The 23,790-nt window shown below is 43.8% G+C and carries 20 protein-coding genes; 7 read left to right on the top strand and 13 right to left on the bottom strand.

Features of this window, described 5'->3' with window-relative positions:
- Positions 1 to 6: 6 nt before the first annotated feature.
- Positions 7 to 975, bottom strand: a complete 969-nt coding sequence (locus EBO34_RS04640) for a YbgA family protein (protein ID WP_122896761.1) — start codon at positions 973 to 975, stop codon at positions 7 to 9.
- 144 nt (positions 976 to 1,119) lie between these two features.
- Between EBO34_RS04640 and EBO34_RS21190 the strand changes: the two genes are divergently transcribed.
- On the top strand, positions 1,120 to 1,617 hold the full coding sequence (locus EBO34_RS21190) for a DUF1722 domain-containing protein (protein WP_122896760.1): 498 nt from the start codon (positions 1,120 to 1,122) through the stop codon (positions 1,615 to 1,617).
- A gap of 65 nt (positions 1,618 to 1,682) precedes the next feature.
- On the opposite strand, the gene EBO34_RS04630 is transcribed toward EBO34_RS21190, so the two are convergent.
- From EBO34_RS04630 to EBO34_RS20570, 3 genes are all read right to left on the bottom strand, one after another.
- Positions 1,683 to 2,606 (bottom strand): dipeptidase, encoded by a 924-nt coding sequence (locus tag EBO34_RS04630; RefSeq protein WP_122896759.1) that lies wholly within the window; start codon positions 2,604 to 2,606, stop codon positions 1,683 to 1,685.
- A gap of 240 nt (positions 2,607 to 2,846) precedes the next feature.
- Positions 2,847 to 4,232 carry a class II fumarate hydratase gene (gene fumC, locus EBO34_RS04625; RefSeq protein ID WP_122896758.1) on the bottom strand — a complete coding sequence of 462 codons (1,386 nt, stop codon included), beginning with the start codon at positions 4,230 to 4,232 and terminating at the stop codon, positions 2,847 to 2,849.
- A gap of 58 nt (positions 4,233 to 4,290) precedes the next feature.
- Positions 4,291 to 4,458: a hypothetical protein gene (locus tag EBO34_RS20570; protein WP_183163709.1), complete on the bottom strand. Its 168-nt coding sequence runs from the start codon at positions 4,456 to 4,458 to the stop codon at positions 4,291 to 4,293.
- Between the two features lie 248 nt (positions 4,459 to 4,706).
- On the opposite strand from EBO34_RS20570, the gene acsA reads away from it, so the two are divergent.
- Positions 4,707 to 6,422 carry an acetate--CoA ligase gene (acsA, locus tag EBO34_RS04620; RefSeq protein WP_419466019.1) on the top strand — a complete coding sequence of 572 codons (1,716 nt, stop codon included), beginning with the start codon at positions 4,707 to 4,709 and terminating at the stop codon, positions 6,420 to 6,422.
- 46 nt (positions 6,423 to 6,468) lie between these two features.
- On the opposite strand, the gene EBO34_RS04615 is transcribed toward acsA, so the two are convergent.
- Positions 6,469 to 7,065 carry a cell wall hydrolase gene (locus tag EBO34_RS04615; protein ID WP_122896756.1) on the bottom strand — a complete coding sequence of 199 codons (597 nt, stop codon included), beginning with the start codon at positions 7,063 to 7,065 and terminating at the stop codon, positions 6,469 to 6,471.
- A 214-nt stretch (positions 7,066 to 7,279) separates the two neighbouring features.
- On the opposite strand from EBO34_RS04615, the gene EBO34_RS04610 reads away from it, so the two are divergent.
- From EBO34_RS04610 to EBO34_RS04600, 3 genes are all read left to right on the top strand, one after another.
- Positions 7,280 to 8,668, top strand: a complete 1,389-nt coding sequence (locus EBO34_RS04610) for a sigma-54 interaction domain-containing protein (RefSeq protein WP_122896755.1) — start codon at positions 7,280 to 7,282, stop codon at positions 8,666 to 8,668.
- Positions 8,669 to 9,041: 373 nt separating this feature from the next.
- On the top strand, positions 9,042 to 10,451 hold the full coding sequence (gene kamA / locus EBO34_RS04605; RefSeq protein WP_122896754.1) for a lysine 2,3-aminomutase: 1,410 nt from the start codon (positions 9,042 to 9,044) through the stop codon (positions 10,449 to 10,451).
- Positions 10,452 to 10,466: 15 nt separating this feature from the next.
- Entirely contained in the window at positions 10,467 to 10,745 is a 279-nt protein-coding gene (locus tag EBO34_RS04600; protein WP_122896753.1) for a YokU family protein, read from the top strand.
- 323 nt (positions 10,746 to 11,068) lie between these two features.
- Here EBO34_RS04600 and ablB read toward each other — a convergent pair whose 3' ends face one another.
- From ablB to EBO34_RS04565, 7 genes are all read right to left on the bottom strand, one after another.
- Positions 11,069 to 11,860, bottom strand: a complete 792-nt coding sequence (ablB, locus tag EBO34_RS04595) for a putative beta-lysine N-acetyltransferase (RefSeq protein ID WP_183163708.1) — start codon at positions 11,858 to 11,860, stop codon at positions 11,069 to 11,071.
- A 438-nt stretch (positions 11,861 to 12,298) separates the two neighbouring features.
- On the bottom strand, positions 12,299 to 13,723 hold the full coding sequence (locus tag EBO34_RS04590) for an aldehyde dehydrogenase family protein (RefSeq protein ID WP_122896751.1): 1,425 nt from the start codon (positions 13,721 to 13,723) through the stop codon (positions 12,299 to 12,301).
- Complete coding sequence (gene gabT / locus EBO34_RS04585; RefSeq protein WP_122896750.1) at positions 13,724 to 15,076, bottom strand: 4-aminobutyrate--2-oxoglutarate transaminase; 1,353 nt, start codon at positions 15,074 to 15,076, stop codon at positions 13,724 to 13,726.
- Entirely contained in the window at positions 15,054 to 16,355 is a 1,302-nt protein-coding gene (locus tag EBO34_RS04580; RefSeq protein WP_122896749.1) for a peptidase, read from the bottom strand. Before EBO34_RS04580 ends, gabT begins: the two co-directional genes overlap by 23 nt.
- Positions 16,345 to 17,022, bottom strand: a complete 678-nt coding sequence (locus tag EBO34_RS04575) for a 3-oxoacid CoA-transferase subunit B (protein ID WP_122896748.1) — start codon at positions 17,020 to 17,022, stop codon at positions 16,345 to 16,347. Before EBO34_RS04575 ends, EBO34_RS04580 begins: the two co-directional genes overlap by 11 nt.
- Positions 17,001 to 17,708, bottom strand: coding sequence for a CoA transferase subunit A (locus tag EBO34_RS04570; protein WP_122896747.1), 708 nt, complete (start codon positions 17,706 to 17,708; stop codon positions 17,001 to 17,003). The genes EBO34_RS04575 and EBO34_RS04570 overlap by 22 nt, the downstream gene beginning before the upstream one ends.
- Before the next feature lie 12 nt (positions 17,709 to 17,720).
- Positions 17,721 to 19,082 (bottom strand): aspartate aminotransferase family protein, encoded by a 1,362-nt coding sequence (locus EBO34_RS04565; protein WP_122896746.1) that lies wholly within the window; start codon positions 19,080 to 19,082, stop codon positions 17,721 to 17,723.
- Positions 19,083 to 19,270: 188 nt separating this feature from the next.
- On the opposite strand from EBO34_RS04565, the gene EBO34_RS04560 reads away from it, so the two are divergent.
- Both EBO34_RS04560 and yppF read left to right on the top strand, forming a co-directional pair.
- Positions 19,271 to 20,923 carry a PucR family transcriptional regulator gene (locus EBO34_RS04560; protein WP_122896745.1) on the top strand — a complete coding sequence of 551 codons (1,653 nt, stop codon included), beginning with the start codon at positions 19,271 to 19,273 and terminating at the stop codon, positions 20,921 to 20,923.
- Between the two features lie 118 nt (positions 20,924 to 21,041).
- Positions 21,042 to 21,257, top strand: a complete 216-nt coding sequence (yppF, locus tag EBO34_RS04555; RefSeq protein WP_122896744.1) for a YppF family protein — start codon at positions 21,042 to 21,044, stop codon at positions 21,255 to 21,257.
- 140 nt (positions 21,258 to 21,397) lie between these two features.
- On the opposite strand, the gene EBO34_RS04550 is transcribed toward yppF, so the two are convergent.
- The gene (locus tag EBO34_RS04550; protein ID WP_122896743.1) at positions 21,398 to 23,707 is read right to left on the bottom strand and encodes a glycoside hydrolase family 65 protein; all 2,310 of its coding nucleotides are present in this window, start codon (positions 23,705 to 23,707) and stop codon (positions 21,398 to 21,400) included.
- Positions 23,708 to 23,790: the final 83 nt, after the last annotated feature.

Raw genomic sequence — 23,790 nt, 5'->3', positions numbered from 1 at the left:
TTATGGTCAGTAATTGCGGCCTTTCCCGGAGTCTGTTATTTCAATTAAGCTTTCCGGGTAGGGTTCAAAGTACGATTGATTGAACAGATACTCCCTTTCAAACCTGTAAACCCAGGATTTCAGGATACTCGTCAAATTACTGAGCGGGATCCGCCTTTCACTGTATTGCTGAAGAAGGTACAGGAAATGTTCTTTTTCACGGACACTCAGTTCACCTTTAAAAAAGCTCAGAATATGCTGGCAGACATTGATATTGCTTGTAAACTTCGGTTTTTTCTTCATCATCGTTCCAAGAACTGCTTCATAGGAAGAATAGATCTCTTCCTTGCTCCGCTTTTCATAATTTGCTATTATACGTCCTGCATCTTTTAAAAGTTTTGGATGATATGATAAAAACAGATATTTGTTTCTGGCATGAAAACGGTTCAGTGATTCAAGATCGCCCCGACTTTTTGTATCTCTGAATTCACTGAGTGTATATATACGAGTCAGAAAATGCTCCCTGATCGAGAAGTTTCTGAGCCTCCCGTCATCCTCAATGACCGCATCAGGAAAATGATCTATAACCTTTTTCGCAAAGATCCCGGCACTCTTTTTAATTACAGGGGATTTTTCGTATCCTGCGTATACTTTTGTATCAAAGATTCCGCAGCTCGGGGACCTCCCTTTCAAAATAAACCCGTCTACGTCACGTAAATTTGTCAGGAAAGAGTCTGAGAAGCTTTTCATTTGATCTGTAAGGTCTTCTTTCCCGGACGGCAGTACCAGCCGCTCCTCATCTCCAGATTCAATAATCCGGATCGACTCTCTTGGTGTTGAGAGCCCGATTTCCACTTCCGGACACACAGGAATCAGTTCTGCACTATCCATTAATTTACTCACTGCATCACTTTTGATTTTTGCCCCGTCGTACCTGCATGGTTCAAATTCAAGACATTTACTGACGACAATTCTAGGTTTCTTAAACATTCGCATGGCCCCAGCCCCTTACTTGCTTTTAATAGAGATACGATTTCCTGTATCTGTTTCCCTTTAATAATGAGTCACAAAAGTCTGGTTAAATTAATCATGTCATCCTTACTTTAGAGCCGTGACAGGTGCTACACTTATAGTATCCAAATGACCGAGGTGAAAGACATGACGGTGACTTTTAAAAAACTAACCGAGAAACTCTGGGCCCGTAATAAATATGAAATTATGGCTAAAGGGTACCGTTTCTATAAAGACATCCAAATCTCTCTCAGGGAGGCAGAAAACTGCCGGGAATATCTGGACGTATACTTGGAAATCAAAAATCAGAAGGAGCTTCCCTTTTGTCACGGAGATTTTTTGAATACATGTGAACATATCTGGGGTTACTTTAAACACAAGACTACAGAATCTGAAAAAGAGCAATTTTTTACACTATTTAACCATGCGCGGTCACTGACCGCAGCCTCATACACATACTTTCCGCCGGAGTGCAGAAAATGCGCTGCTTATTTAGCGTATCTGCTGGAATTATATCCGGTTTCCTACTTGAAAGAATCATCTGTATTTCTTCCTGAAAACAAGTGGAATGTCATAAAGATAAATAACGAGTATATAACAGTCACCAGAAGACACTTTTCCTGCTGATCACCAGAAAGAGGGCGTCTCATAAGGCGGCATTATAATATGCCTTATGAAATGCCCTCTTTTCACTATTCCGGCAGATGGTCCAGAACGTTTTGATATGCAAAGCCTCGTACATCCTGTTCACTGTAATACTTGAGAAGTTCATTGATCAGGTTCTGATAAAGCCCTGAGTGATTAAGATCTGATACAAAAAACTGAATACCGTCAAAGTCCGAGCCAAATGACAAATGGTTTTTCCCACCCAGTTCACAGAAGTGTTCAATATGCCTTAAAAGGTCACTAATCTCTGCTGTTTCTGCATCATCCACAAGAAATGGAGGGTGAAAGACCACTCCCAACAGTCCTTTTTTCTTAAACAGTGCCTGCGCCTGCTCGTCTGTAAGGTTTCTTCTATGTGAGCACAGGGTCTTGGCGTTAGAATGTGTGGCAACAGGATAATCAGCTGTTTTCATAACATCCCAGAAACCAGGTTCGGTTAGGTGGGAAACATCTGTCCAGATACGGAATTGGTTGTTAAGTCTGACTACTTCAAAGCCAAGCTCTGTAAGCCCTCCATTTCGGGGTTCTCCCACTCCATCGGCGCATAAGTTTGCATTGTTCCACGTAAGGCCTAGAGATTTGACTCCCAGATTGTACAGCGTACGCAGTTTCATCAGATCATTTCCAAAAGCATCAGCACCCTCCAGCGTAAGCATCGCTCCTGTTTCATCAGGCTTTAATTGTCTTAAGTCAGACCAGTTTCTGATATGCCGGATTCCTTTTTGTGCCAGAACCTTATAATAAAACAAATCAATTTGCTCCAGCGCAACCTGAAACTTCATATCTGAAGGAATCTCAGGCTCCACAAAGACAGCAAAAAGCTGGAGCTTTACATTTCCTTTTTGAAGCCTTTCAAAGCTGGTGTGGATGTTGGCATCATTCAGATATGATTTTGAGCGGTCCTCCCAAAGTTTAAGAAGCGCATCACAATGAAGGTCAAAAACATGCATAACAAAATCTCCTAACGTTATATTATATATTTAATTATATACAGTATATCAATTTCCCCATAAAACAGACGCCCCGAATCAGGTATCGGAGCGTCTTTGTATTTCGCTGTTTTTGAATTTTTAGTGGCCTTCAGTCGCTCTCCGGGAACTGAACGGCCCCCGGGACCTTAGAATTCTCAAGCATTCCGGCTACAATACCGGATTTAAAGAAACAGCCTTTGCGAAAGTACTTTTGTGTTGTTATTTGTTGGGACCGATCATTTTTTCCGGGTTAACCATATCTTCAAACTCTTCATCCGTTAAAAGGCCGAGGCTGATTGCTGCCTCTTTTAATGTAGTATCATCATCAAATGCCTTTTTAGCAATTTTCGCTGCATTCTCGTAGCCGATATGAGGGTTTAAAGCTGTAACAAGCATCAGCGAGTTTTTCACATGGTTGTTAATGACATCTTCATTCGCTTCAATTCCAGCCAGGCATTTGTCTGTAAAGGATGTCATGGCATCCGATAAAAGTCTTACTGACTGGAGAAAGTTATAGATGATCACCGGCTTAAATACATTAAGCTCGAAATTCCCCTGGCTTGATGCAAAACCTATTGCTGCATCATTACCAAATATCTGTGAGACCACCATCGTTAAGGCTTCACTTTGTGTAGGATTTACTTTTCCCGGCATAATTGAGCTCCCTGGTTCGTTTGCAGGAATCGTTATTTCACCGATACCCGACCTCGGTCCGCTGGAGAGCCACCTCACATCATTGGCGATCTTCATCAAATCTGCAGCAAGGGCTTTAATTGCTCCATGTGCATACGTAAGTTCGTCGTGACTTGTGAGTGCATGAAATTTGTTTTCGGATGAATAAAACTCATGCCCGGTTATAGTGCTTATTTCTTCAGCTACCGTTTCTCCGAACTTTGAATGGGCATTGATCCCTGTTCCTACAGCCGTTCCTCCAATAGCCAGTGCACGAAGGTGTTCGGTACTCTCTTTAATCATCTGCTCACTTTTTTTGAGCATATGGACCCATCCGCTGATTTCCTGTCCGAGGGTAAGGGGCGTGGCATCTTGAAGGTGGGTACGGCCGATTTTGACAACATCCTGGAATGTAATGACTTTTTCTTCAAGCACATCCCGCATATGTCTGACTGCTGGCAACAGACGCTCATGGACGTCAATTACTGCCGCAATATGCATGGCAGTAGGAAAAGTATCATTGGAGCTTTGGGAACGGTTTACATCGTCATTGGGATGAACCACGGTTTCCTTCCGGCTTTTTAACTGTTCATTTGCCTTGTAGGCAATCACTTCGTTCATGTTCATATTAGACTGGGTTCCGCTCCCCGTCTGCCAGACAACGAGAGGAAAATGTTCAGTATATTTCTCTTTTCTGATTGTTTCGCACACTGCTGATATTGCTTCTGCTTTATCTTCTTCGATATTATCAAGGCGCAGATTCGCCTTTGCACATGCCTGTTTCAGCACGGTAAAGGCGGAGACAATTTCTTCAGGCATCTTTTCGGTGCCTATCTTAAAGTTTTCCAGGCTTCTTTGCGTCTGTGCACCCCACCATTTATCCTCCGGGACTTTCATTTCACCCAGGGTATCTCTTTCGATCCGGTAGTCCATTACAAAGTCCTCCTTTAATTGATATGTCTCTTGTTAATCTACCCTTAACCATTCCCGGCTAAAACCATAACGGATTTATGACCAAGGCAGTATCGATGAGTCTGATAATAATATATATAAACAGCAGGATGAGGCCGGCGCTGATTATAAATTTAAAGAGCGTCCCCACAACCCTGAGCACAATAATACCTGCAACAATTAAAATTAATATTCCTAACCAATCCATCGTTTAATCGCTCCTTTATTCAATCGTTCTTCTGTATTTTAGCATGAAGGTACATACGCAGGCGAAGATCACATCACAACACATATTCTTTTGCAGTTTCTCCCCCGTCACAATCTTTCAAATATAATAAATTTCCTGTATCTTTCTGTTGACTGTTGACAATACACTGGGTTTTTATGTAACGTTTACGTAAGCTTAAAATTCTGAAATTTTAGAGTGTTGCAATTTTACATTACTCGCGGAGGTGCTTGATTTTGAAAGTATTACAGCCAAAAACGACATCACATCAGCTTGAAAACTACGAAGCAACGAAAGAAAATTTTGACTGGAATCAAGTGAAAGAAGCATTTTCATGGCACAAAACGGGACAGGTAAACCTTGCCTATGAAGCCATAGACCGTCATGTGAATGAAGGACTTGGCAACAAGCCGGCTTTACTCTACTCAGACGCCGAGCGTGATGAAACATACACATTCCGCCAGCTGAAAGATCTGTCAAATCAGGCAGGAAATATGCTTAAGGACCTTGGAGTTGAAAAAGGTGACCGCGTATTTATCTTCATGCCGCGTTCCCCGGAACTTTATGTTTCTTTGCTCGGAACAATTAAAATCGGTGCCGTAGTTGGTCCGTTATTTGAAGCATTTATGAAGGATGCCGTAAAGGCACGGCTGGAAGACAGCGAATCAAAAGTGCTGGTCACAACACCGGACCTCCTTCCACGAGTTCCCCTTGATGAACTTCCTCATCTTGAAAAAGTAGTTGTCGTCGGCAATGAACTTCCTGATGGCGAAAAGTTTGTTTCTTATTTCGACAAAATGAAAGCGGCTTCAAAGGAATCTGCTGTTGAGTGGGTTGACCTCGAAGACGGCCTGATCCTTCACTATACTTCTGGTTCTACCGGTAAACCTAAAGGGGTATACCATGTGCATAATTCTATGCTTCAGCATTATCAGACTGCAAAATGGGTTCTTGACCTGAAAGAAGATGATACTTACTGGTGTACAGCTGACCCTGGCTGGGTTACAGGTACATCTTACGGCATTTTCGGTCCGTGGCTGAATGGTGTCACCAATGTTGTCCGCGGCGGACGTTTCTCCCCGCAGGACTGGTATGAAACTCTTGAAAAGTACAAGGTCACAGTATGGTACAGTGCGCCAACAGCATTCAGGATGCTCATGGCAGCTGATCCGAATATTAAGGAAATGTACGATTTAAGCTCGGTCAGACATATCCTCAGTGTGGGAGAACCGTTAAACCCGGAAGTTGTCCGCTGGGGGGTTGAAGCATTTGACCGTCGTATACACGACACGTGGTGGATGACAGAAACCGGCGCGATGTTAATTTGTAACTACCCAGGTGAACCGATTAAGCCAGGCTCAATGGGAAAGCCGTTCCCGGGAGTGGAAGCCGCTATTATTAATGACCACGGCGAAGAGCTTCCTCCGAATGAAATGGGTAACCTCGCTGTAAAAGCGGGCTGGCCGTCCATGATGCGTAAAGTTTGGAAAAATGAAGAGAAATTTAATGAATACTTCGCTATCGATGGCTGGTATGTTTCCGGAGATACCGCCTACCGGGATGAAGAAGGATACTTCTGGTTCCAGGGACGAAACGATGATGTTATTAATACTGCCGGTGAACGTGTAGGTCCTTTCGAAATCGAGAGTAAGCTCGTTGAACATCGTGCTGTAGCTGAAGCTGGTGTAATCGGAAAGCCTGATCCTGTCCGGGGACATATTATTAAGGCATTCATCTCTTTACGGGACGGCTATACGCAGGACGATGAACTTATCGATGAAATCAAGCAGTTTATTAAAAAAGAGCTCTCTGCTCACGCCATGCCAAGAGAAATTGAGTTTAAGGAAAAGCTTCCTAAAACACGGAGCGGTAAAATCATGCGCCGTGTGCTAAAAGCCTGGGAGCTTGGAGAACCAGTCGGGGACCTTTCCACGATGGATGATTAATTCAAAAGGAAAGAAAAAAGCAGCCGGAAACGGCTGCTTTTTTCTATTAATTGGAAGCAAATACGTGGTTTCCAATCTGAGAGTCAATTGTGAGTCGGTTTACCCACTCTGACGTGGAGGTTTCGGGGTTAAAGAAGAACAATGCTCCGTTTGAAGGATCATAACCATTCATTGCATCTCTTGCTGCATTAATGGATTCCTGATCGGCAAGCTTATTAATCTGGCCATTCTGAACCGGTTCAAACGCAAAAATTCCACCGCTTCCGTGGGTTTCATAAATGACGCCTTCAACCGTGTCAGGGAACTCAGAACTTTCCACACGGTTGAGCACAACTGCTGCAACTGCTGCTTTACCTTCATAAGATTCTCCCTCTGCTTCAGCGTGTACCAGACGGGAAAGAAGGTCAAGCTCCCCTTCATTAATAACCGCCTCTCCTACTGTCAATGTCTGACCTGGGTAAATAAGATCATCCGTAAGGCCGTTGTTTGCTTTTAATTGATCAACTGTCGTTCCATACTGCTGACTGATATTCCAAAGTGTATCGCCACTTTTAACTGTATATTGTTCTGAAGACGCATCAGCCTGATCCGGAAGTACCAGTGCTGCCAGGGCTACTGCGCCAGCCATAAACCATTTTTTCATATTGGAATAACCTCCTTGAAATTACAATAGTGCTGTCATCACTGACATTTATAATCGTAACGCGGACTTTAGCTTTATTTCATTAGTAGATTCATAGTAACAAAACAATTTTCTGGAAATCATCTTGCAATCAGCAGAGATTCTTAGTACGATAAAAATGTGCTGAATATTCAGCACATTAACCAATATTCCGGCACAGGGGAGGTTCTGTCCTATGTTTGTTACAAACACCGATACAAATGAGATGTTAAAAGCCATATTAAACAGTATTGATGAAGGTATTCATGTAATCGATCAGGATGGAATCACGATCTATTATAATAAAATCGCCGCAGACCATGATGGGCTGGATGTTTCAGATGTAATCGGAAAACCACTTCTGAACGTCTTCCCCTCCCTCTCTGCAGAAACCAGCACGCTTATAAAAGTCATGAAAACAGGCAACCCCATTTTTAATCAGCACCAAACGTACCGTAATTTAAAAGGAAAGCTTATCGATACAGTAAATACAACCATTCCAATCATAGTGTCCGGCAGCTTAATCGGGTCGGTTGAAATAGCCAAGGATATGAGCCGCGTGCGGGATCTCTCCCTGAAACTTATGGATCTTCAGGCAAAAATGGATGACCGGTCAAATAAAGCACTGGAAGTAAAGGACAATCACGTTTCTTATGAATTTGATCATATCCTCACCTGTTCTCCAGAGATGGAATCGATTATTAAACAGGGTAAGAAAGTCTCTAAAACGACCTCGCCAGTCTTTGTCTACGGTGAAACCGGCACTGGTAAGGAGCTTCTTGTTCAGGCGATTCATAACCATTCACCAAGACGAAACCGCCCCTTTATCTCCCAGAACTGTGCGGCTATCCCCGCATCGCTTCTTGAGAGTATCCTTTTTGGTACAGTGAAAGGGAGCTTTACAGGGGCTGAAGAACGGGAAGGATTTTTCGAACTTGCCCACGGAGGTACACTGTTTCTGGATGAAATCCAGACTCTGCCCATGGATCTTCAGGCTAAATTACTGCGCGTTTTGGAAGACGGTATTATACGACGGGTAGGTTCCAATAAAAGCTTCTCTACTGACGTAAGGATTATTGCTGCAACAAACGAAAACCCCTCGTCCCTTTTAAGTAAAAACCTTTTACGTCCGGATCTTTACTACCGCCTCAACGTGGTTTCATTTCATCTTCCCCCCCTAAGGAGCCGGCGTACGGATATTCCATTATTGGTGGATCACTTTGTGTCTATGTATAATTTCAGATTTAATAAACTCGTCTCCGGTACAGACAAACAGGCATCTGAAATCCTTAAGCATTATAACTGGCCCGGCAACATCCGGGAACTCAGGCATGCTGTTGAAGCAGCAATGAATATGACCGATGAAATCATTTCACCCGATCACCTTCCTCTGCACATTAAACCTGATCGGTCTGAAAACGGCTGTTTTTTTTCAGGTGCGCTTAAAACAAAGGTAGAAAATTACGAAGCAGAAATGATTGCAAAAGTACTGAACGAATCAGGCAGGAACGTAAAACAGACTGCTAAAATGCTTCAGATGCCAAGACAAACATTGCAGTACAAGATAACAAAATACAACCTTTAAGAACAAACGCGCAAGCACCTTGGTCACGAGCGATAAAGAAAACTTGGCTTTGCCCCTCCAATAGCTTAAACCCTTATTTACTCTTATGATCTCGTACAAGGATTTTAATTCATCAAATGACCTGGAGCTCGGAGGCGTGCAGCTGGACGCGGAAAAGGTTCAAGAAAAAGTTATACAAATAAATAAGAATCTATAGATTCCAAAACAACAGTAAAGAGTGCCAAAAAACCGGCACTCTTATTTTTATCCTTTCCCCTTCATACTCTCCAATGCTTACAGATAAAGGTTTATGGACTTATTTAAATACAAGATACACTTGGCACGGTTTTTGCATTAACTATTACATGAGAATATTTTGCGGGAGGAAATACAAATGAAAATGGACCTTTACAAGCCAGCACGCCACTGGAAAGACATTGAATTGTGGAAAGGTGTGCCCGAAGAAAAATGGAATGACTGGATCTGGCAGCTCACTAATACCATCAGAACCCTTGATGATTTAAAAAAGGTTATTAACCTTACACCCGATGAAGAAGCCGGAGTGAAAATATCAACAAAAACCATTCCATTAAACATTACACCATATTACGCTTCCTTAATGAATCCGGATGACCCGCGCTGTCCGATCCGTATGCAAAGTGTACCGGTATCCAAAGAAATCGAAAAATCCAAATATGACATGGAAGATCCTCTCTCCGAAGATGAAGACTCTCCCGTCCCGGGCCTAACACACCGATACCCTGACCGTGTATTGTTTTTGGTAACCAACCAGTGCTCGATGTACTGCCGCTATTGTACGCGACGCCGGTTTTCAGGCCAGATCGGAATGGGAGTCCCTAAGAAGCAACTTGACGGAGCCATTCAATATATTGCCTCGACCCCTGAAGTGCGGGACGTCTTAATTTCCGGCGGAGACGGCCTTCTTATAAATGATCAGATTCTAGAGTATGTGCTAAAAAACCTTCGTGAAATTGATCACGTTGAAATTATCCGAATCGGCACCCGGGCTCCTGTAGTTTTTCCACAGCGAATCACGGAGAATCTCTGTAATATCCTTAAAAAGTATCACCCTATCTGGCTGAATACACATTTCAATACAAGCCTGGAAATTACGGAAGAATCGAAAAAGGCTTGTGAAATGCTAGCTAATGCCGGGGTGCCCGTCGGCAACCAGGCGGTAATCCTCAAAGGCATTAATGACAGTGTCGAGATTATGAAAAAGCTTATGCACGATCTTGTAAAAATTCGTGTCCGCCCTTACTATATCTATCAATGTGACCTGAGTGAAGGAATCGGTCACTTCAGAGCACCGGTTTCGAAAGGGCTGGAGATTATAGAAGGACTTCGCGGGCATACATCGGGATATGCTGTACCCGCTTTTGTTGTCGATGCACCAGGCGGCGGAGGAAAAATCACCCTTCAGCCAAACTACATGATCTCCCAAAGTCACGATAAAGTCGTGTTAAGAAACTTTGAAGGCGTTATTACCACGTATCCTGAACCAAAAGAGTATACACCAGGTACAGCAGACGCCTATTTCTTTAATTACTATGAGAAGAAAGACGAAAAGCGCATCGGAATTTCTGCTTTAATGAACGACGAAAAAAGTTCAATTATGCCGGAGGGACTTCAGCGGATTGAACGCCGTAAAACCTACCAGCAGGATGAAAACCACCGGACACTCAAAGACCAGAGGGATAAACGGGATCAAATGAAAGAACGCAAATATTTAAAAGAACAAAAGATGTATGAAGAAAAGACTGATAAAAGTGAAGAAGCTTAAGCAGGGGGTGCTCTTATGAAATGTAAATGGTGCGAATCGGATAAAGCCATTCACAGTCTGGAGTCAGCCTACTGGGAGCTTCCGGATGGAAGCCGGGCCGTTGAAATTACGCAGGTTCCCTCTATCAAATGTTCAGACTGTGAAATGATATATATTGAAGAAGAACAAATCGCGGACATTGAAGATCAGTTCATGCTGATCGATACAAAAAAGCTCGATATGACCTTCTCCTACAAAACACTCATGAACCAGCCAAAATTCCTGAAGAAAAACTACTTTAACTTTGACAGATAGCAAAAAGCCCAAACGGGCGGTCCTGCCGTTTGGGCTTTTTGCTAAATGCAATGAGCGGAGCCGGTGCTGTCATTCTGATGGGCGTTCTTCCCGTCTGGCGCGCACCGCGCGAAGCCATTGCCAACTATTAAAACGGCCGGTCCTGCCGTTTGGGCTCTTCCGAGGCTGTGACGGCAAGCTTCCTCGACTTAAACATAATTACTTTTTCAGCAAAGGCAACAACTTATATTAAACAGCATTCTTTTATAGCAGGTTGGACGCTCTCTCCCCTATGGCACGCAACGATTGCCATTATCCGGCCGCTTTTACTTTGGTTTTTTTATTTACTTTAAGGCTTGACTCCATACGTTCATATCCTCAAACCCGCTTGTAATTATGCAATTATTAATAAGTGTCCCTTCATATTGATAACCAAGGCGTTTGACCGTCATGTTCATTCCAGTAGAACGAGCCCGGGTTATAGAGAAAATATGGTTAATCCCCTCTTTCCTGCACTCCTCTTCTAAATCAAGCACCAAATAATGAAGAAGCTGATTACCCCTGTAATCCGGTTTAACAGCACAGTCTGTAATCTCTGCACTTCTGTATCCGGTTTTCATTGCCGATGCAGCAGCAATGACTTCGCCTCCATTTTTTACAGCTGCAAATAGATAATCGGATTCGGCTGCTTTTTTCAGCGCTTCAGGATCAAAAATATTAGTTGGATATTTAGGAAAAACCTTTTTGTAAAGAGCAGCAAGAGATTTAAGGTCTCTGTCCTGAACAAGTCCGACCGGATACAGACAAGGCTGTGAGATTTGCTTTGAATCTTCTCTTACCCTATTCAGGACTTCTTCATTTTCTGTTTTTGTTTTTGAATTTTTCCGCTCCTCTTTATCGTACTGAGTCAGAATAATCGCTTTTTCCCCTTCAAAGAATCCGCTCGTCTCCGCTTCAACGGAAAAGCCCAAGTCTTTCAGGGCACCGGTATGTTCGGAAAGTGTATAAACAATCCGTTTTCCCCGTACAGCATTATTGATGTCTTCTTTAAGCTTGACCGAATCGTTATATGTAAAAGAAGGCAGATAAGCAACAAGCCTGTCATTCTCATCGTCGAAATCCCATTTATTATTCATCATATAAAACTCCTTCCTGCTTTTCTTCTGTTATGTCCTGAACTGCTTAAGAGGGTGCCTCAAGGTTATAATGACCTGATGCGACACCCTCATTATTATTTATCGCTTTTCCATGATCCTGCCCGGCCCAAGCTGTTGCAGGAGTCTCGGCCCCTCCGGCTTGATCATCTTTTTCATCAAAAGCAATACTCTATGGGAATCAGCATTGTGAGAGCCGAGTAAATTCCGCTACAGGCGGGCGCTTTCCGCGGGCATCGCTTCAGCCTCCTCGGAAAAGTTGCCTTCTGCTTCTTCCTCTACTAGCTTAGTCTTCGATGTACATTCGTCGAAGCAACTCGCAGCTAATTCTGTAATGCTCGTAGCTGATGCTATTCCCGGAGTCGCCGCCTTTCACTCCATCATTATTATTGACAAAACAACAATGTTTCCGAAAACAGCTTATTTTTTAAACGATACGAGCTTCAGTTCCGTCATTTCTTCAATGGCATACTTAATTCCTTCACGTCCGAAGCCGCTCTTCTTCACACCGCCGTAGGGCATATGGTCAACTCGAAATGTAGGGATATCATTGATAAGAACGCCTCCCACCTCAAGGTCCTCCGCTGCCTGGAACGCTTTTTTCATATCATTCGTAAATACACCAGCCTGCAGTCCGTAATCAGAGCTGTTCACTTCAATTATAGCCTGATCCCAGTCTGAGAAGGAATTAATGTGAACAACCGGACCAAATACTTCCTCACAGGAAACAGAACTGTCGGTTGGAACATCTGCCAGGATGGTAGGCAGTACTCCATTGCCTTCACGCGTCCCGCCGCAGACCACTTCTGCCCCACGGTCCTTTGCCTCATCAATCCAGCTTAAAACGCGGCTGCAGTCATCCTCTGATATAAGTGCACTGATATCGGTGGCTTCATCAAGAGGATGCCCGAAGATAAGACGGTCGGTGCGTTTTTTCATGGCATCAATTACTTCCTGCTTCAGTGATTCGTGAACAAATATACGTTGAAGGCTGATACACACCTGCCCCTGATAAGCAAAAGAACCTAACACGAGCCGGTCGGCAATCTCTTCTACATTTACGCCCTCATCAATAATAACGGCACTGTTGGAACCAAGCTCCAATGTCATCTTCTTTAAACCCGCTTTGTTCCGCAGAGCAATACCCACTTCCGGACTTCCTGTAAATGTGATTACACTTATCCGGTCATCAGTGACGAGCTTTTCCCCGACCACGCTTCCCTTCCCGGTAATAACATTTAACGCTCCTTTTGGAAGTCCCGCTTTTTCGAAGATCTCAGCTATAAAATATGCACTGAGCGGTGTCTGTGAGGCAGGTTTTAATATAACCGGGTTACCTGCAGCAATTGCAGGTCCAAGCTTATGTGCTACAAGGTTCATCGGAAAATTAAAAGGCGTTATGGCTGCCACTACGCCAGCAGGTTCACGGACAGCATAGGCGATTCGTCCTTCCCCGCCGGGGGCAGCATCCATATTAATCATTTCATTCTTTATTCTTCTCGCTTCTTCACTTGCAAACTTATAGGTCATTATACTTCTTGCCACTTCCGTTCTGGCTGTCTGGATCGGTTTAGCAGCTTCCTGTGAGATAAGGCGGGCTGCTTCTTCACGCCTCTCCTCTAATAACCTGCTTACATTGTCTAAAATTTCAGCTCTTTGATGAGCCGGGAGTTTACCAAGTTCCTTCCTGGCTTTAAAAGCTGAAACTACAGCCTGTTCCGTTTCCTTCTCTGTAGCTGATGGAATCTGAGCCACGACTTCTCTGTCATAAGGGGATAAAAGATCCTTATAAGAGGATCCCTCCACCCATTCACCACCAATAAATAACTTTTTCTTCATATCCATTCACTCCTTCTGACGATACGTACACATATCCTCTAAAACGCCCTCTAGGATAAGTAGTCCTTCATGGAGTTCTTCTTCGGAAATGACAAGGGGCGAGAGAGTCCGAATAACATTACCGTAAAGACCGGACCCCATAATCAACAGTCCTTTTTGAATGCAGGACTGAATCATTTTTTGTGTGAGCTCTTTGTTCGCTTCCTTCGTTTCTCTGTCGGTGACAATTTCAAAGGCATTCATCGCACCTACGCCTCTCACATCACCAATCTCTTCATACTTTTCATGCCATTTTTGAAAGTACCCCATTACCGTTTTACCAATCTCTTTTGCGCGATTTGGAAGCTGGTCTCTTTCCATTAACCGGATGACTTCAAGTGCGGCTACACAACCGAGAGGACTCCCGCCGTAAGTCCCGCCAATTTCACCGATCCCTGCAGAATCCATGATTTCCGCCCTGCCGGTTACAGCACTGATTGGAAAGCCCGCTGCAATTGATTTAGACATCGTCATGAGATCCGGAACGATATCATAATGATCACATGCAAACAGTTCCCCGGTTCTGCCAAATCCCGTTTGAACTTCATCCGCTATAAACACTATTCCATATTTTTCACAGATCTCCTTCACACCTTTGACAAATTTTCGGCTCGGCGCCACAAACCCGCCTTCACCCTGAATGGGTTCAAGAATAACAGCGGCCGTCTCTTCGTAGGACACATCTGATAAAAAGAACGTTTCGAGCCGTCTTAAGCACTCTCTGTCAACGTCTTCGTCAGTCATTCCTTCCGGCTTTCTGTAATAATAAGGGTAAGGAAGCTTATATGTTTCGCCTACAAAAGGACCGAATTCATACTTATACGGCTTCACTTTACTCGTCAGACTCATTGCCATATACGTTCTTCCGTGAAACCCCCTCTCAAAAGAAATGACCGCTTTTCTACCAGTATATTTTCTGGCAAGTTTGACTGCGTTTTCCACAGCCTCCGCTCCGCTGTTCAAAAAGAACGTCTTTTTATAATGATCCCCCGGGGTTATTTCATTTAATTTTTCCGCAAGCTCAACGTAGGGTTCATACATCATGACGTGGAAACACGGGTGAATGTAGGCATCAAGCTGGGCTTTAACAGCCTCTACAACTTCCTTCGGGCAATGCCCTGCATTTAATGATCCTATCGCTCCGGCAAAATCTATAAACCTGTTTCCATCTACATCAGTAAGAATCGCTCCTTCACCTTTTTTTGCAAATGTAGGAGCAGTGTTAAACGGTCCCTTCGGTATATGAAGATCGCGTCTTTGCAGAAGAGAAGCCCCTTTTGGGCCGGGAATATTTGACTTAACCTGCACTTGTTTTTTCATCACTCTGATCCTCCTTTGGTTGTTCGCACCAATCCATGATGGTTAGGGTAATAATCGCTGCACAGTCGAGCACACTGCTTAACTCAATATATTCATTTGAAAAATGAGCCATCTGCGTCACTCCAGGTCCGAAAACAATCGATGGAGTGTTTCCAATATTTGTAAGAAGTCCCCCGTCTGTTCCCCATGGTGAAGCTTCAACTTTGGGAGGCTGTTGGCATATATGCTCATATTGCTTTGTCAGAATGGACAGGAGTGGATGATCTTGAGGTATTGCCCCCGGAAGCCAGCGTGCACCAAACCATTCAATATCCACGGGATAATCCATAAACCACGGATCCTTTTCAGCAAGTCTATTTAAATGATTACAGAATTCTTCCTGTACTTCCTCTACTGTTTCATCAGGCGAAATACCACACCTGCCTTCAATTTTAACTAAGTCAGATACCGAGGAGGGCCAATCACCACCTTCAATAACACCTACATTTATCGGTATTGGAATTGGAATTTGCGAATAAAGAGGATCCTTTATCCTTTTGTTACGGACGGCTTCAAGCTCTCTTAATTCATTGAGAACGCACTGGGCCTTCTCGATGGCACTTACACCTTCGTACCTCGTACCTCCGTGTGCGGCCTTCCCTTTTACGAACAGCCTGAACCACATAGAGCCCTGCTGTTTGGGAAAGATCTTCATATTTGTAGGCTCGGGAATGATTGCAGCATCAGCTGTATACCCTCTCAAAATAGCAGCAAGGGTTCCGGCCCCTCCACTCTCTTCTTCTATGACACTTTGAAAAATAAGATCGCCCTTCAGCTGAACACCGCATTCATGGAGTGCTTCCATGGCAAGCAGCATAGCCACATTTCCACCTTTCATATCTGTGGCACCGCGGCCGTAAATGCGCCCATCTCTAAATTCTCCACTGTAGGGATCGGTATGCCAGTCTTTCAGGTCACCTTCAGGGACTACGTCGACATGTCCGTTTAACACGAGAGACTTTCCCTTTCCTTTTCCTTTCTTCACGCCGACAACGTTTGGGCTTCCTGTAAAGTTACCCCGGGGGGATATGAACGCTTTATGGTTGGTAAGTTCTTCACCGCCCGGTTCCCACATGTCCACAGTACATCCGATGGAATCAAGTTTACTTGCTACCAGGTTCTGTATACCTGCTTCATTCATCTGGGTGGATGGTTCACGTATAAAGCGCTGCAAAAGCTCAACCGCTTCTGTTTCCGATTTTTTTATCCATGAAATGACCTCTTTTTGTTTACGATCCATAACGCTCCTCCTTATCCAAGCTGGCTAAATCTATGATCAACTGTGGTTCGGTGCACGCTATGACCTCTTCTACTGTAAACGGGCTGAATACTTCTTTTAATAAGAGTCCTTCTTTTGTTACTTCGATTACCGCCATTTCGGTAATGATCAGATTTACACACAGTGAAGCAGTTAACGGAAGACTGCATTTCCTGAGAATTTTAGGCTGTCCGTATTTGTCTGTATGGTTCATGAGAATAAGTACTCGTTTTGCTTTTTCAGCCAGTTCGATTGCTCCTCCCATACCGGGAACCCGTTTTCCCGGCACGATCCAGTTTGCCAGATCTCCCTGTTCACTTACCTGCAAAGCACCCATAATGGTCATATCCAATTTTCCCCGCCTGATAATGGCAAACGCTGTGGCACTGTCGAAATAGGAAGCTCCTTTACTTGCCGTAATTGGAAATCCACCTGCATTGCACAAAAGAGTATTTTCATTTCCCTTTTCGGGGCTTGGACCAGTCCCGAGCACCCCGTTTTCTGCGTGAAACATAACCGGCACTTCCGTCGGAACAAAGTCTGCTACGAGAGTAGGTATCCCGATACCGAGATTAACGACCATTCCCGGCATAATTTCCTGAGCTGCGCGTCTTGCAATCTTTTCTCTTACTTCTCTTCCCAGGCCCATTTCCAGTTCACTCCTTCTGATTGGACAATTCCATCAATAAAGACGCCAGGGGTTACAATTGCTTCAGGATCGAGATCACCTGTTTCCACAATGCTGTCCGCTTCTGCAAATGTCATTCTTCCTGCCATTGCTACAAGAGGATTTGTATTTCTGGCGCTCGTATCATAAATAAGATTTCCATACTTATCTGCGCTCTTTGCATTCACGATGGAAATATCCGAAGTGAGTGCCGTTTCAACAAAGTACGATTTTCCTTGTATAATTACTGATTGTTTACCTTTTCCGACAATCGGATTGCCTGCGCCTGTATCGGTCAATATTCCTCCGAGCCCTACTCCCCCCGCTCTTATCCGTTCTGCAAGAGTACCCTGGGGAGAGAATTCCACTTCCAAGGCTCCTTCTGTCATGAGCTTTCCTGCTACCGGGTTTGAGCCTATGTGGGAGGCGATGAGCTTCTTTACTCTCCCTTGGCTCACAAGCCTCCCCACTCCGATATCAGGAAAACCGGCATCATTTCCGATCAGTGTAAGGTTCTTTATCCCTTTTTTCAGCATGCCCTCGATAAGGGAAGGAGGATTTCCTACACCGCCGAACCCTCCGAACATAATCGTCATCCCGTCTTCCATGAACGATAAGGCTTTTTCAACTGTCATCGTTTTATTAATCGATTTCATGACTTTATCCATCGAAGTTCCCCCTTACCCTACTGAGCTGAAAAAACCGCCAACCTGCAGTTCATCCTGTACTTCCTTTACTGTCTGATCGAACAGGCGGACAATTTTGTCTGCTTCTTCTTTTTTCGTTACAAGCGGCGGAGCAATGATGACAGCATCTCCTCCGAGTCCGTCCACACCAGCTGAAGCGGGATAGACGATGAGTCCCTTTTTCATCGCACGCTCGATAATCGTCCGTGAGACGTGAATTTCCGAGGCAAAAGGAAGCTTGTTAAAAATGTTGGATACAAATTCCACGCCCGTAAGCATCCCTCTTCCTCTTACATCCCCGATCATTGGATATTTCTGCTGAAGGACCTTTAGCTGATCTTTCAAGTATGCTCCGACATTTCTTGATTGTTCAATAAGATTATGGCGTTCGATATAGTTGAGTACAGTTAAGGCAACAGCGGCACTTTGAGGATTGGCACTGTACGTATGCCCGCTCATGATTAACTTTGACCCCTTAAAGATCGGCTCCATTACACGGTCGCTGATCATTGTAGCAGCAATAGGTGCATATCCGGCTCCAAGGCCTTTACCGAGAGCCATGATATCCGGTGTTACATTCCAGTGGTCAATCGCAAACCGGGTTCCGCATCTCCCAATACCGGTCATCACTTCATCTGCAATAAATAAAATATCGTTTCTTTTACATATCTCGGATATGGTTTCATAATATCCATCAGGAGGGACAACTGCAGCCCCTGATGCGCCGATAATCGGCTCAGCTATAAAAGCAGCAATGTGATCTGCACCAATTCTTCTGATCGCGGTTTCAAGTTCCTTAGCACAGTGAAGGGCACATTCCGGATAGGTCCTGTTAAAAGGACATCTGTAACAATAAGGTGGGTTTAACGTAGGAAAGTCTTCCAACAGAGGCGTGAACCTCTCTCGTCTGCCAACGTGGCCTGACATGGATAATGCACCAAGCGTAATTCCGTGATAACTCATCCAGCGTGAGAGAACTTTAGTCTTTGTGGGCTTACCCTTCTCCTGCCAGTACTGAAGGGCCACTTTAAGAGCTGTTTCCGTTGCTTCAGAGCCGCTGTTAACAAAAAAAGTCCAATTTACGTCTCCCGGCGCCCACGATTTCAATTTTACTGCCAGCTTCTCTGCCGGCTCGTTTGAAAACTGCGACCTGTATACAAACGAGACTTTTTCCGCCTGCTCTTTCATGACAGCCGCGATTTCAAGAACACCGTGACCGATTCCTGCTGTTACAGCACCGGATGAGCCATCAATGTATTCCTTTCCTTCCGAATCATATAAATAAATACCTTTACCATAAGCCGCAACAGGGTAATTTTCGTCTAATAAGGGTTTGATTAAGTAACTTTCCTTCACTATTACTCCCTCCTTTGCATGCAGCTTTTTAAAGATTGAAAAATCAGATAATTGCACCTACACTTAGAGTAAGCGCTTCTTTATTTCATCTTATTCAAAAAGGCTTTATATGACTATTCGCTTTTACAGAGGATCTTTTCTGCTCCTTTTTATACATGGTGTATAAATGATATTCAGGGGGTGTGACCATGCTTACAATAAAAGAAGCATTAAAACTTCCGGCACTGCATGAAACGATTATCAGAGCCGGAGAATCAGGTACTGATCACACAATCAAGTGGGTCACAACTGTTGAAATTATTGAAGATATCTCTCGTTTTCAGGAGGGGGAATTTCTTGTTACTACGGGGTTTGGTTTGAATGAGGATACACCTTATAAAGAGAGACTCATTTCTTTGATAAAGGAAAAGAAGCTCGCCGGGATGGCTCTTTATACAGGGTTTTACATTCCCCATATTCCGGATGAACTGATTGATGCTGCAGATGATGCCGGCCTGCCACTGATCGAAATACCACCTTCGATCAACTTTTCAACTGTTACAAAAGCGATTCTGGAACAGATGGCGAACCGTCAGATCAGGATACTGGAGGATTCCCTATCCATCCATAAAGAAATGACAAAACTCGCCCTTAGTAACGACGGGCTTGATCAGATATTAAAAAAGCTCAGTGAACTTACCCATTCGAGTATGTTTGTATTTGATGATATGTTCCAGCTCCACGCTTATGTAAAAAGACACGGTCAAATGCAGGTGGAGAAAAACGGAATCTACATGAACAACGATCCTTTTTCTTTAAAAGACTATGTAGATGTCCTGAGCAGAGAGGAAAAAAGGTTTCACCACTATGTCTGGCACAATTTTCCATGCTTTTTAACACCTGTTAAAACAGGCGAGTTTATTTACGGGTATCTTTTGATGATTAACGAAAAAACGTATTCCTCAGAAATGGACGAGGTTATTCTTGAGCATGTAGCTACTTTAATTGGTATTGAATTCGTAAAGGAATATGCGATTGAGGAAACAGAGGTCCGGCTTCAGGGAGAGCTTGTAGAAGAAGTACTGCAAAAAAAGGACATTGATGAAAACACCGCTCTCCGCAGAGGATTCAAGCTCGGTTTTGATCTTTCAAAAAAACAGGCTGTTCTCTATGCAAAAGTCAAAATGCAGAGCCTCTTCACCAAAAAGCACCAGGACTTTGGTAAGCAACTTCACTATATCGCATCCCAGCAATTATCAAAAAGCACGAGCCAGAGCATCCTGCTTCCGAAAACAGATGCCCTCGTTGCCTTGATTGAAACAAATGGACCGTCCAAAACAGAAGATAAACAGCAGCTTAGAACATACGCAGAGGGGATATTAAAACACTGGCGTTTTCATTACAGTGAGCCGTTAACAATTGGCATCGGAAGGCCGTACCAGAGCATAGGGAACCTTTCCACCAGCGGCCGGGAAGCAGAATATGCCGTTTCCTACTCTTCCCTCCTTCTTAGCAAAACGGATATTATTCACTATGATGACCTGGGCTTTTACCACCTCCTCATTCAGATGCAGGAATCCGGGGTACCACTTGAGCAGTTCTACAGTGATTATCTCGGAGATCTTGTCAAAGGTGACAGGCATCGGACGGATCTGATCCTTACACTGGAAACGTATCTTGGACACAACTGTCATATTCAGCAGACTGCTGCGAAGCTCTACATCCACCGCCATACATTAAAGTACAGACTGACACAGATCGAGAAAAAAACCGGACTGAATATTGATTCAGCAGGCGACCGTCTGAACCTGCACCTTGCTGTAATGGCTTATAAATTTTCCCAGGCGGACTCATCTGCCTAATTTCGTCAAAACACTACAGTTTCTCGCGATTTTTGTCTGAAGATTGAAAATTTCAATTTTATTCCTCTCTTCACTTTTCATGGTAAACTACAAGCGCAAACATTGAGGAGGGGATTGTATGACTTTACAAGTGCTGATTGATTTTTACCGTGTCCGTTTCAACGAGGTTCCCGTTCAGGCAGATGACCTGATGGACCTGTTAACCTGGTGCTATCTCAGCGAGTTCATTACACCTGATACCTACAGATTATTACTTAGGGAACTTGAAGAACGGGGAGCTGAAAAGCCGCTGTTCCTTTCTGACAACGCTAAGAGCATGAGCCGTATATCCTGAAACACAGATTATGTTTCTTCCTGTGATAATTGGGGTTCGCTCATCCTCACTTTGAAAGGGAGCACAGATCAACAGCTGGGTTTAACAACTCCTAAAAAAGCTGTTCAAAGAGGTGGATATCTCTCTGAACAGCTTCTTTTTTATTTTTTCATTGCTGTCCTAATCTCTTCTTTTCCCTCCAGAGTAAATTGTTCCTCCCCGATTGTCAGATCAACTTTCTCGTCTGTTTCGTTTCTCACAACTACCTGCTCTTTCGTTACCTGGACATTCAGTCTCGCTTTTCTATAAAGAACTTTAAACGAGAATGCGTTCCACTGTCCCGGAATAAACGGGTTTAACACCAGTCGGTCTGATTGAACTTTAAGACCTCCAAACCCGTGAACAACACTCATCCATGTTCCCGCCATGCTCGTTGTATGACAGCCGTCTTCTGTGTCGTTGTTGTAGTTATCCAGATCAAGACGTGCTGTTCTCAGGTACATTTCATACGCTTTTTCCCTATATCCAAGTTCGCATGCCAATATGCTGTGCACACATGGTGACAATGAGGATTCGTGAACCGTACGAGGCTCATAAAAATCAAAGTTGCGTTTTTTCGTTTCAATATCAAACTCACTATTCAGGAAATAAAGCCCCTGTAAAACATCTGCCTGTTTAATAAAACAGGATCTTAGAATTCTATCCCATGACCAGTTCTGATTCAGTGGAAGATGCTTTTCATCAAGTTCACTGACATGTATTTGTTCTTTGTCCATGTATCCGTCCTGCTGAAGGAAAATCCCTGATTCTTCGTCCACAGGATAATACATTTTATCAATAATATCAGACCACTTCGATGTTTCTTCTTCCGTCAGGTCAAGCTTGTTAATTAAAGCTTCGTATCTCTTCGGGTCTGTTTCATTAACGTGGGCCAGTGCCTCCAGCGTGTACTCGAGGGTCCAGGCTGCAATTCTGTTTGTGTACCAGTTATTATTCACGTTATTTTCATATTCGTTAGGTCCGGTTACACCATGCATCATGTAAACGGCCTTGGGATTCACAAAATGAACACGTTCTTCCCAGAATCTTGATATTTCAGCAAGTACTTCTACTCCGTATTCGCCCAGATAGTCGCGGTCTGCTGTATAGTTTACATAGTTATAGATTGCGTAGGCAATTGCACCGTTACGGTGAATTTCCTCAAATGTAATTTCCCATTCGTTATGACACTCTTCCCCATTCATTGTCACCATCGGATAAAGAGCCCCTTTTGTAAAACCGAGCTTTCTGGCGTTCTCTCTTGCCTTTTCCAGATGCTTATAACGGTAAACAAGAAGGTTACGTGCAATGTTCTGATCAGATGTACTGAGGTAGAACGGAAGACAATACGCTTCTGTATCCCAGTAGGTGCTTCCGCCGTATTTTTCACCGGTAAAGCCTTTAGGACCGATATTTAATCTGTCATCCTCCCCGGTGTATGTCTGATTCAACTGAAAGATATTAAACCGGATGCCCTGCTGTGCACTGACGTCTCCTTCAATGACGATGTCACTCGTTTCCCATTTTTTCGCCCATGCCTCTTTCTGCTCACTTAACAGACGATCAAACCCTTTTTCCATTGCTGACCGGCAGACTCTTTGTGCGACTTCTCCCAGGGAGGAGGTATCATGGTCACGATTTGTGACATTGGCTGCAACTTTTACAACCGAAGTTTCCTCGTTCTGTTTTAACGGTAGTACAACTTCCTGAGAAGTGTATTTTTCTCTTTTCGCGACCTTTACCTCGGGTGTTAACTTCTGTCCATTCTGAAAGTACTCATTGATCATAGTGGAAGCCATATGGAAATTCAGCTTCTTTGTCTTTATAATTACCGTCGCACTCTCATTTGAGACTGTCTCGTCAACAGGATCCCAGAACTTTTCGTCATAGTTCGCATCCGTATTTTTCACATCACCATCAAGATAGGACGTAAGCGTAAGTTCTCCGTCAAAGTTAAGAGGTGTAATGGCATATCGAAGAGCCCCTGCTTCGCGAACCTTCATACTTACAAAACGGCAAGTGGCCACTTTAATTTTCTTCCCGCCTGAAAGTTCCGCTGTAAAGGATCGTTTTAGGTACCCCTCCTTCATATTCAGCTCTCTAACAAAGTCAGAAACCTTGGCAATATTCAAATCAAGTTCCTCATTATCAATTACAACCTTCAGGCCGATCCAGTTGGTTGAGTTAAGCACTTTTGCGAAGTATTCCGGGTAACCGTTTTTCCACCAGCCTACCCGGGTCTTATCCGGGTAGTAGACACCTGCCATATAGCTTCCCTGAAGCGAAGAACCGGAATAGGTCTCCTCAAAGTTTGCCCGCTGCCCCATATGCCCGTTCCCGATACTGAACACACTTTCTGAAATTTCATGATGTTCAGGGTTAAAGTCTTCTTCAATAACGGACCAATCGTCCAGTTTCAAATACTGTTTCATCTTATAATTCCCCTTTTCGATGCAACCGTTTGCACTATTTTAAATAAAAAAATTAAAACAGGTTCAATTGTTTTAACGGTATT

This window comes from Alteribacter keqinensis (assembly GCF_003710255.1).
Lineage (GTDB): Bacteria > Bacillota > Bacilli > Bacillales > Salisediminibacteriaceae > Alteribacter > Alteribacter keqinensis.
This window is presented reverse-complemented; position numbering and strand designations above follow the sequence as displayed.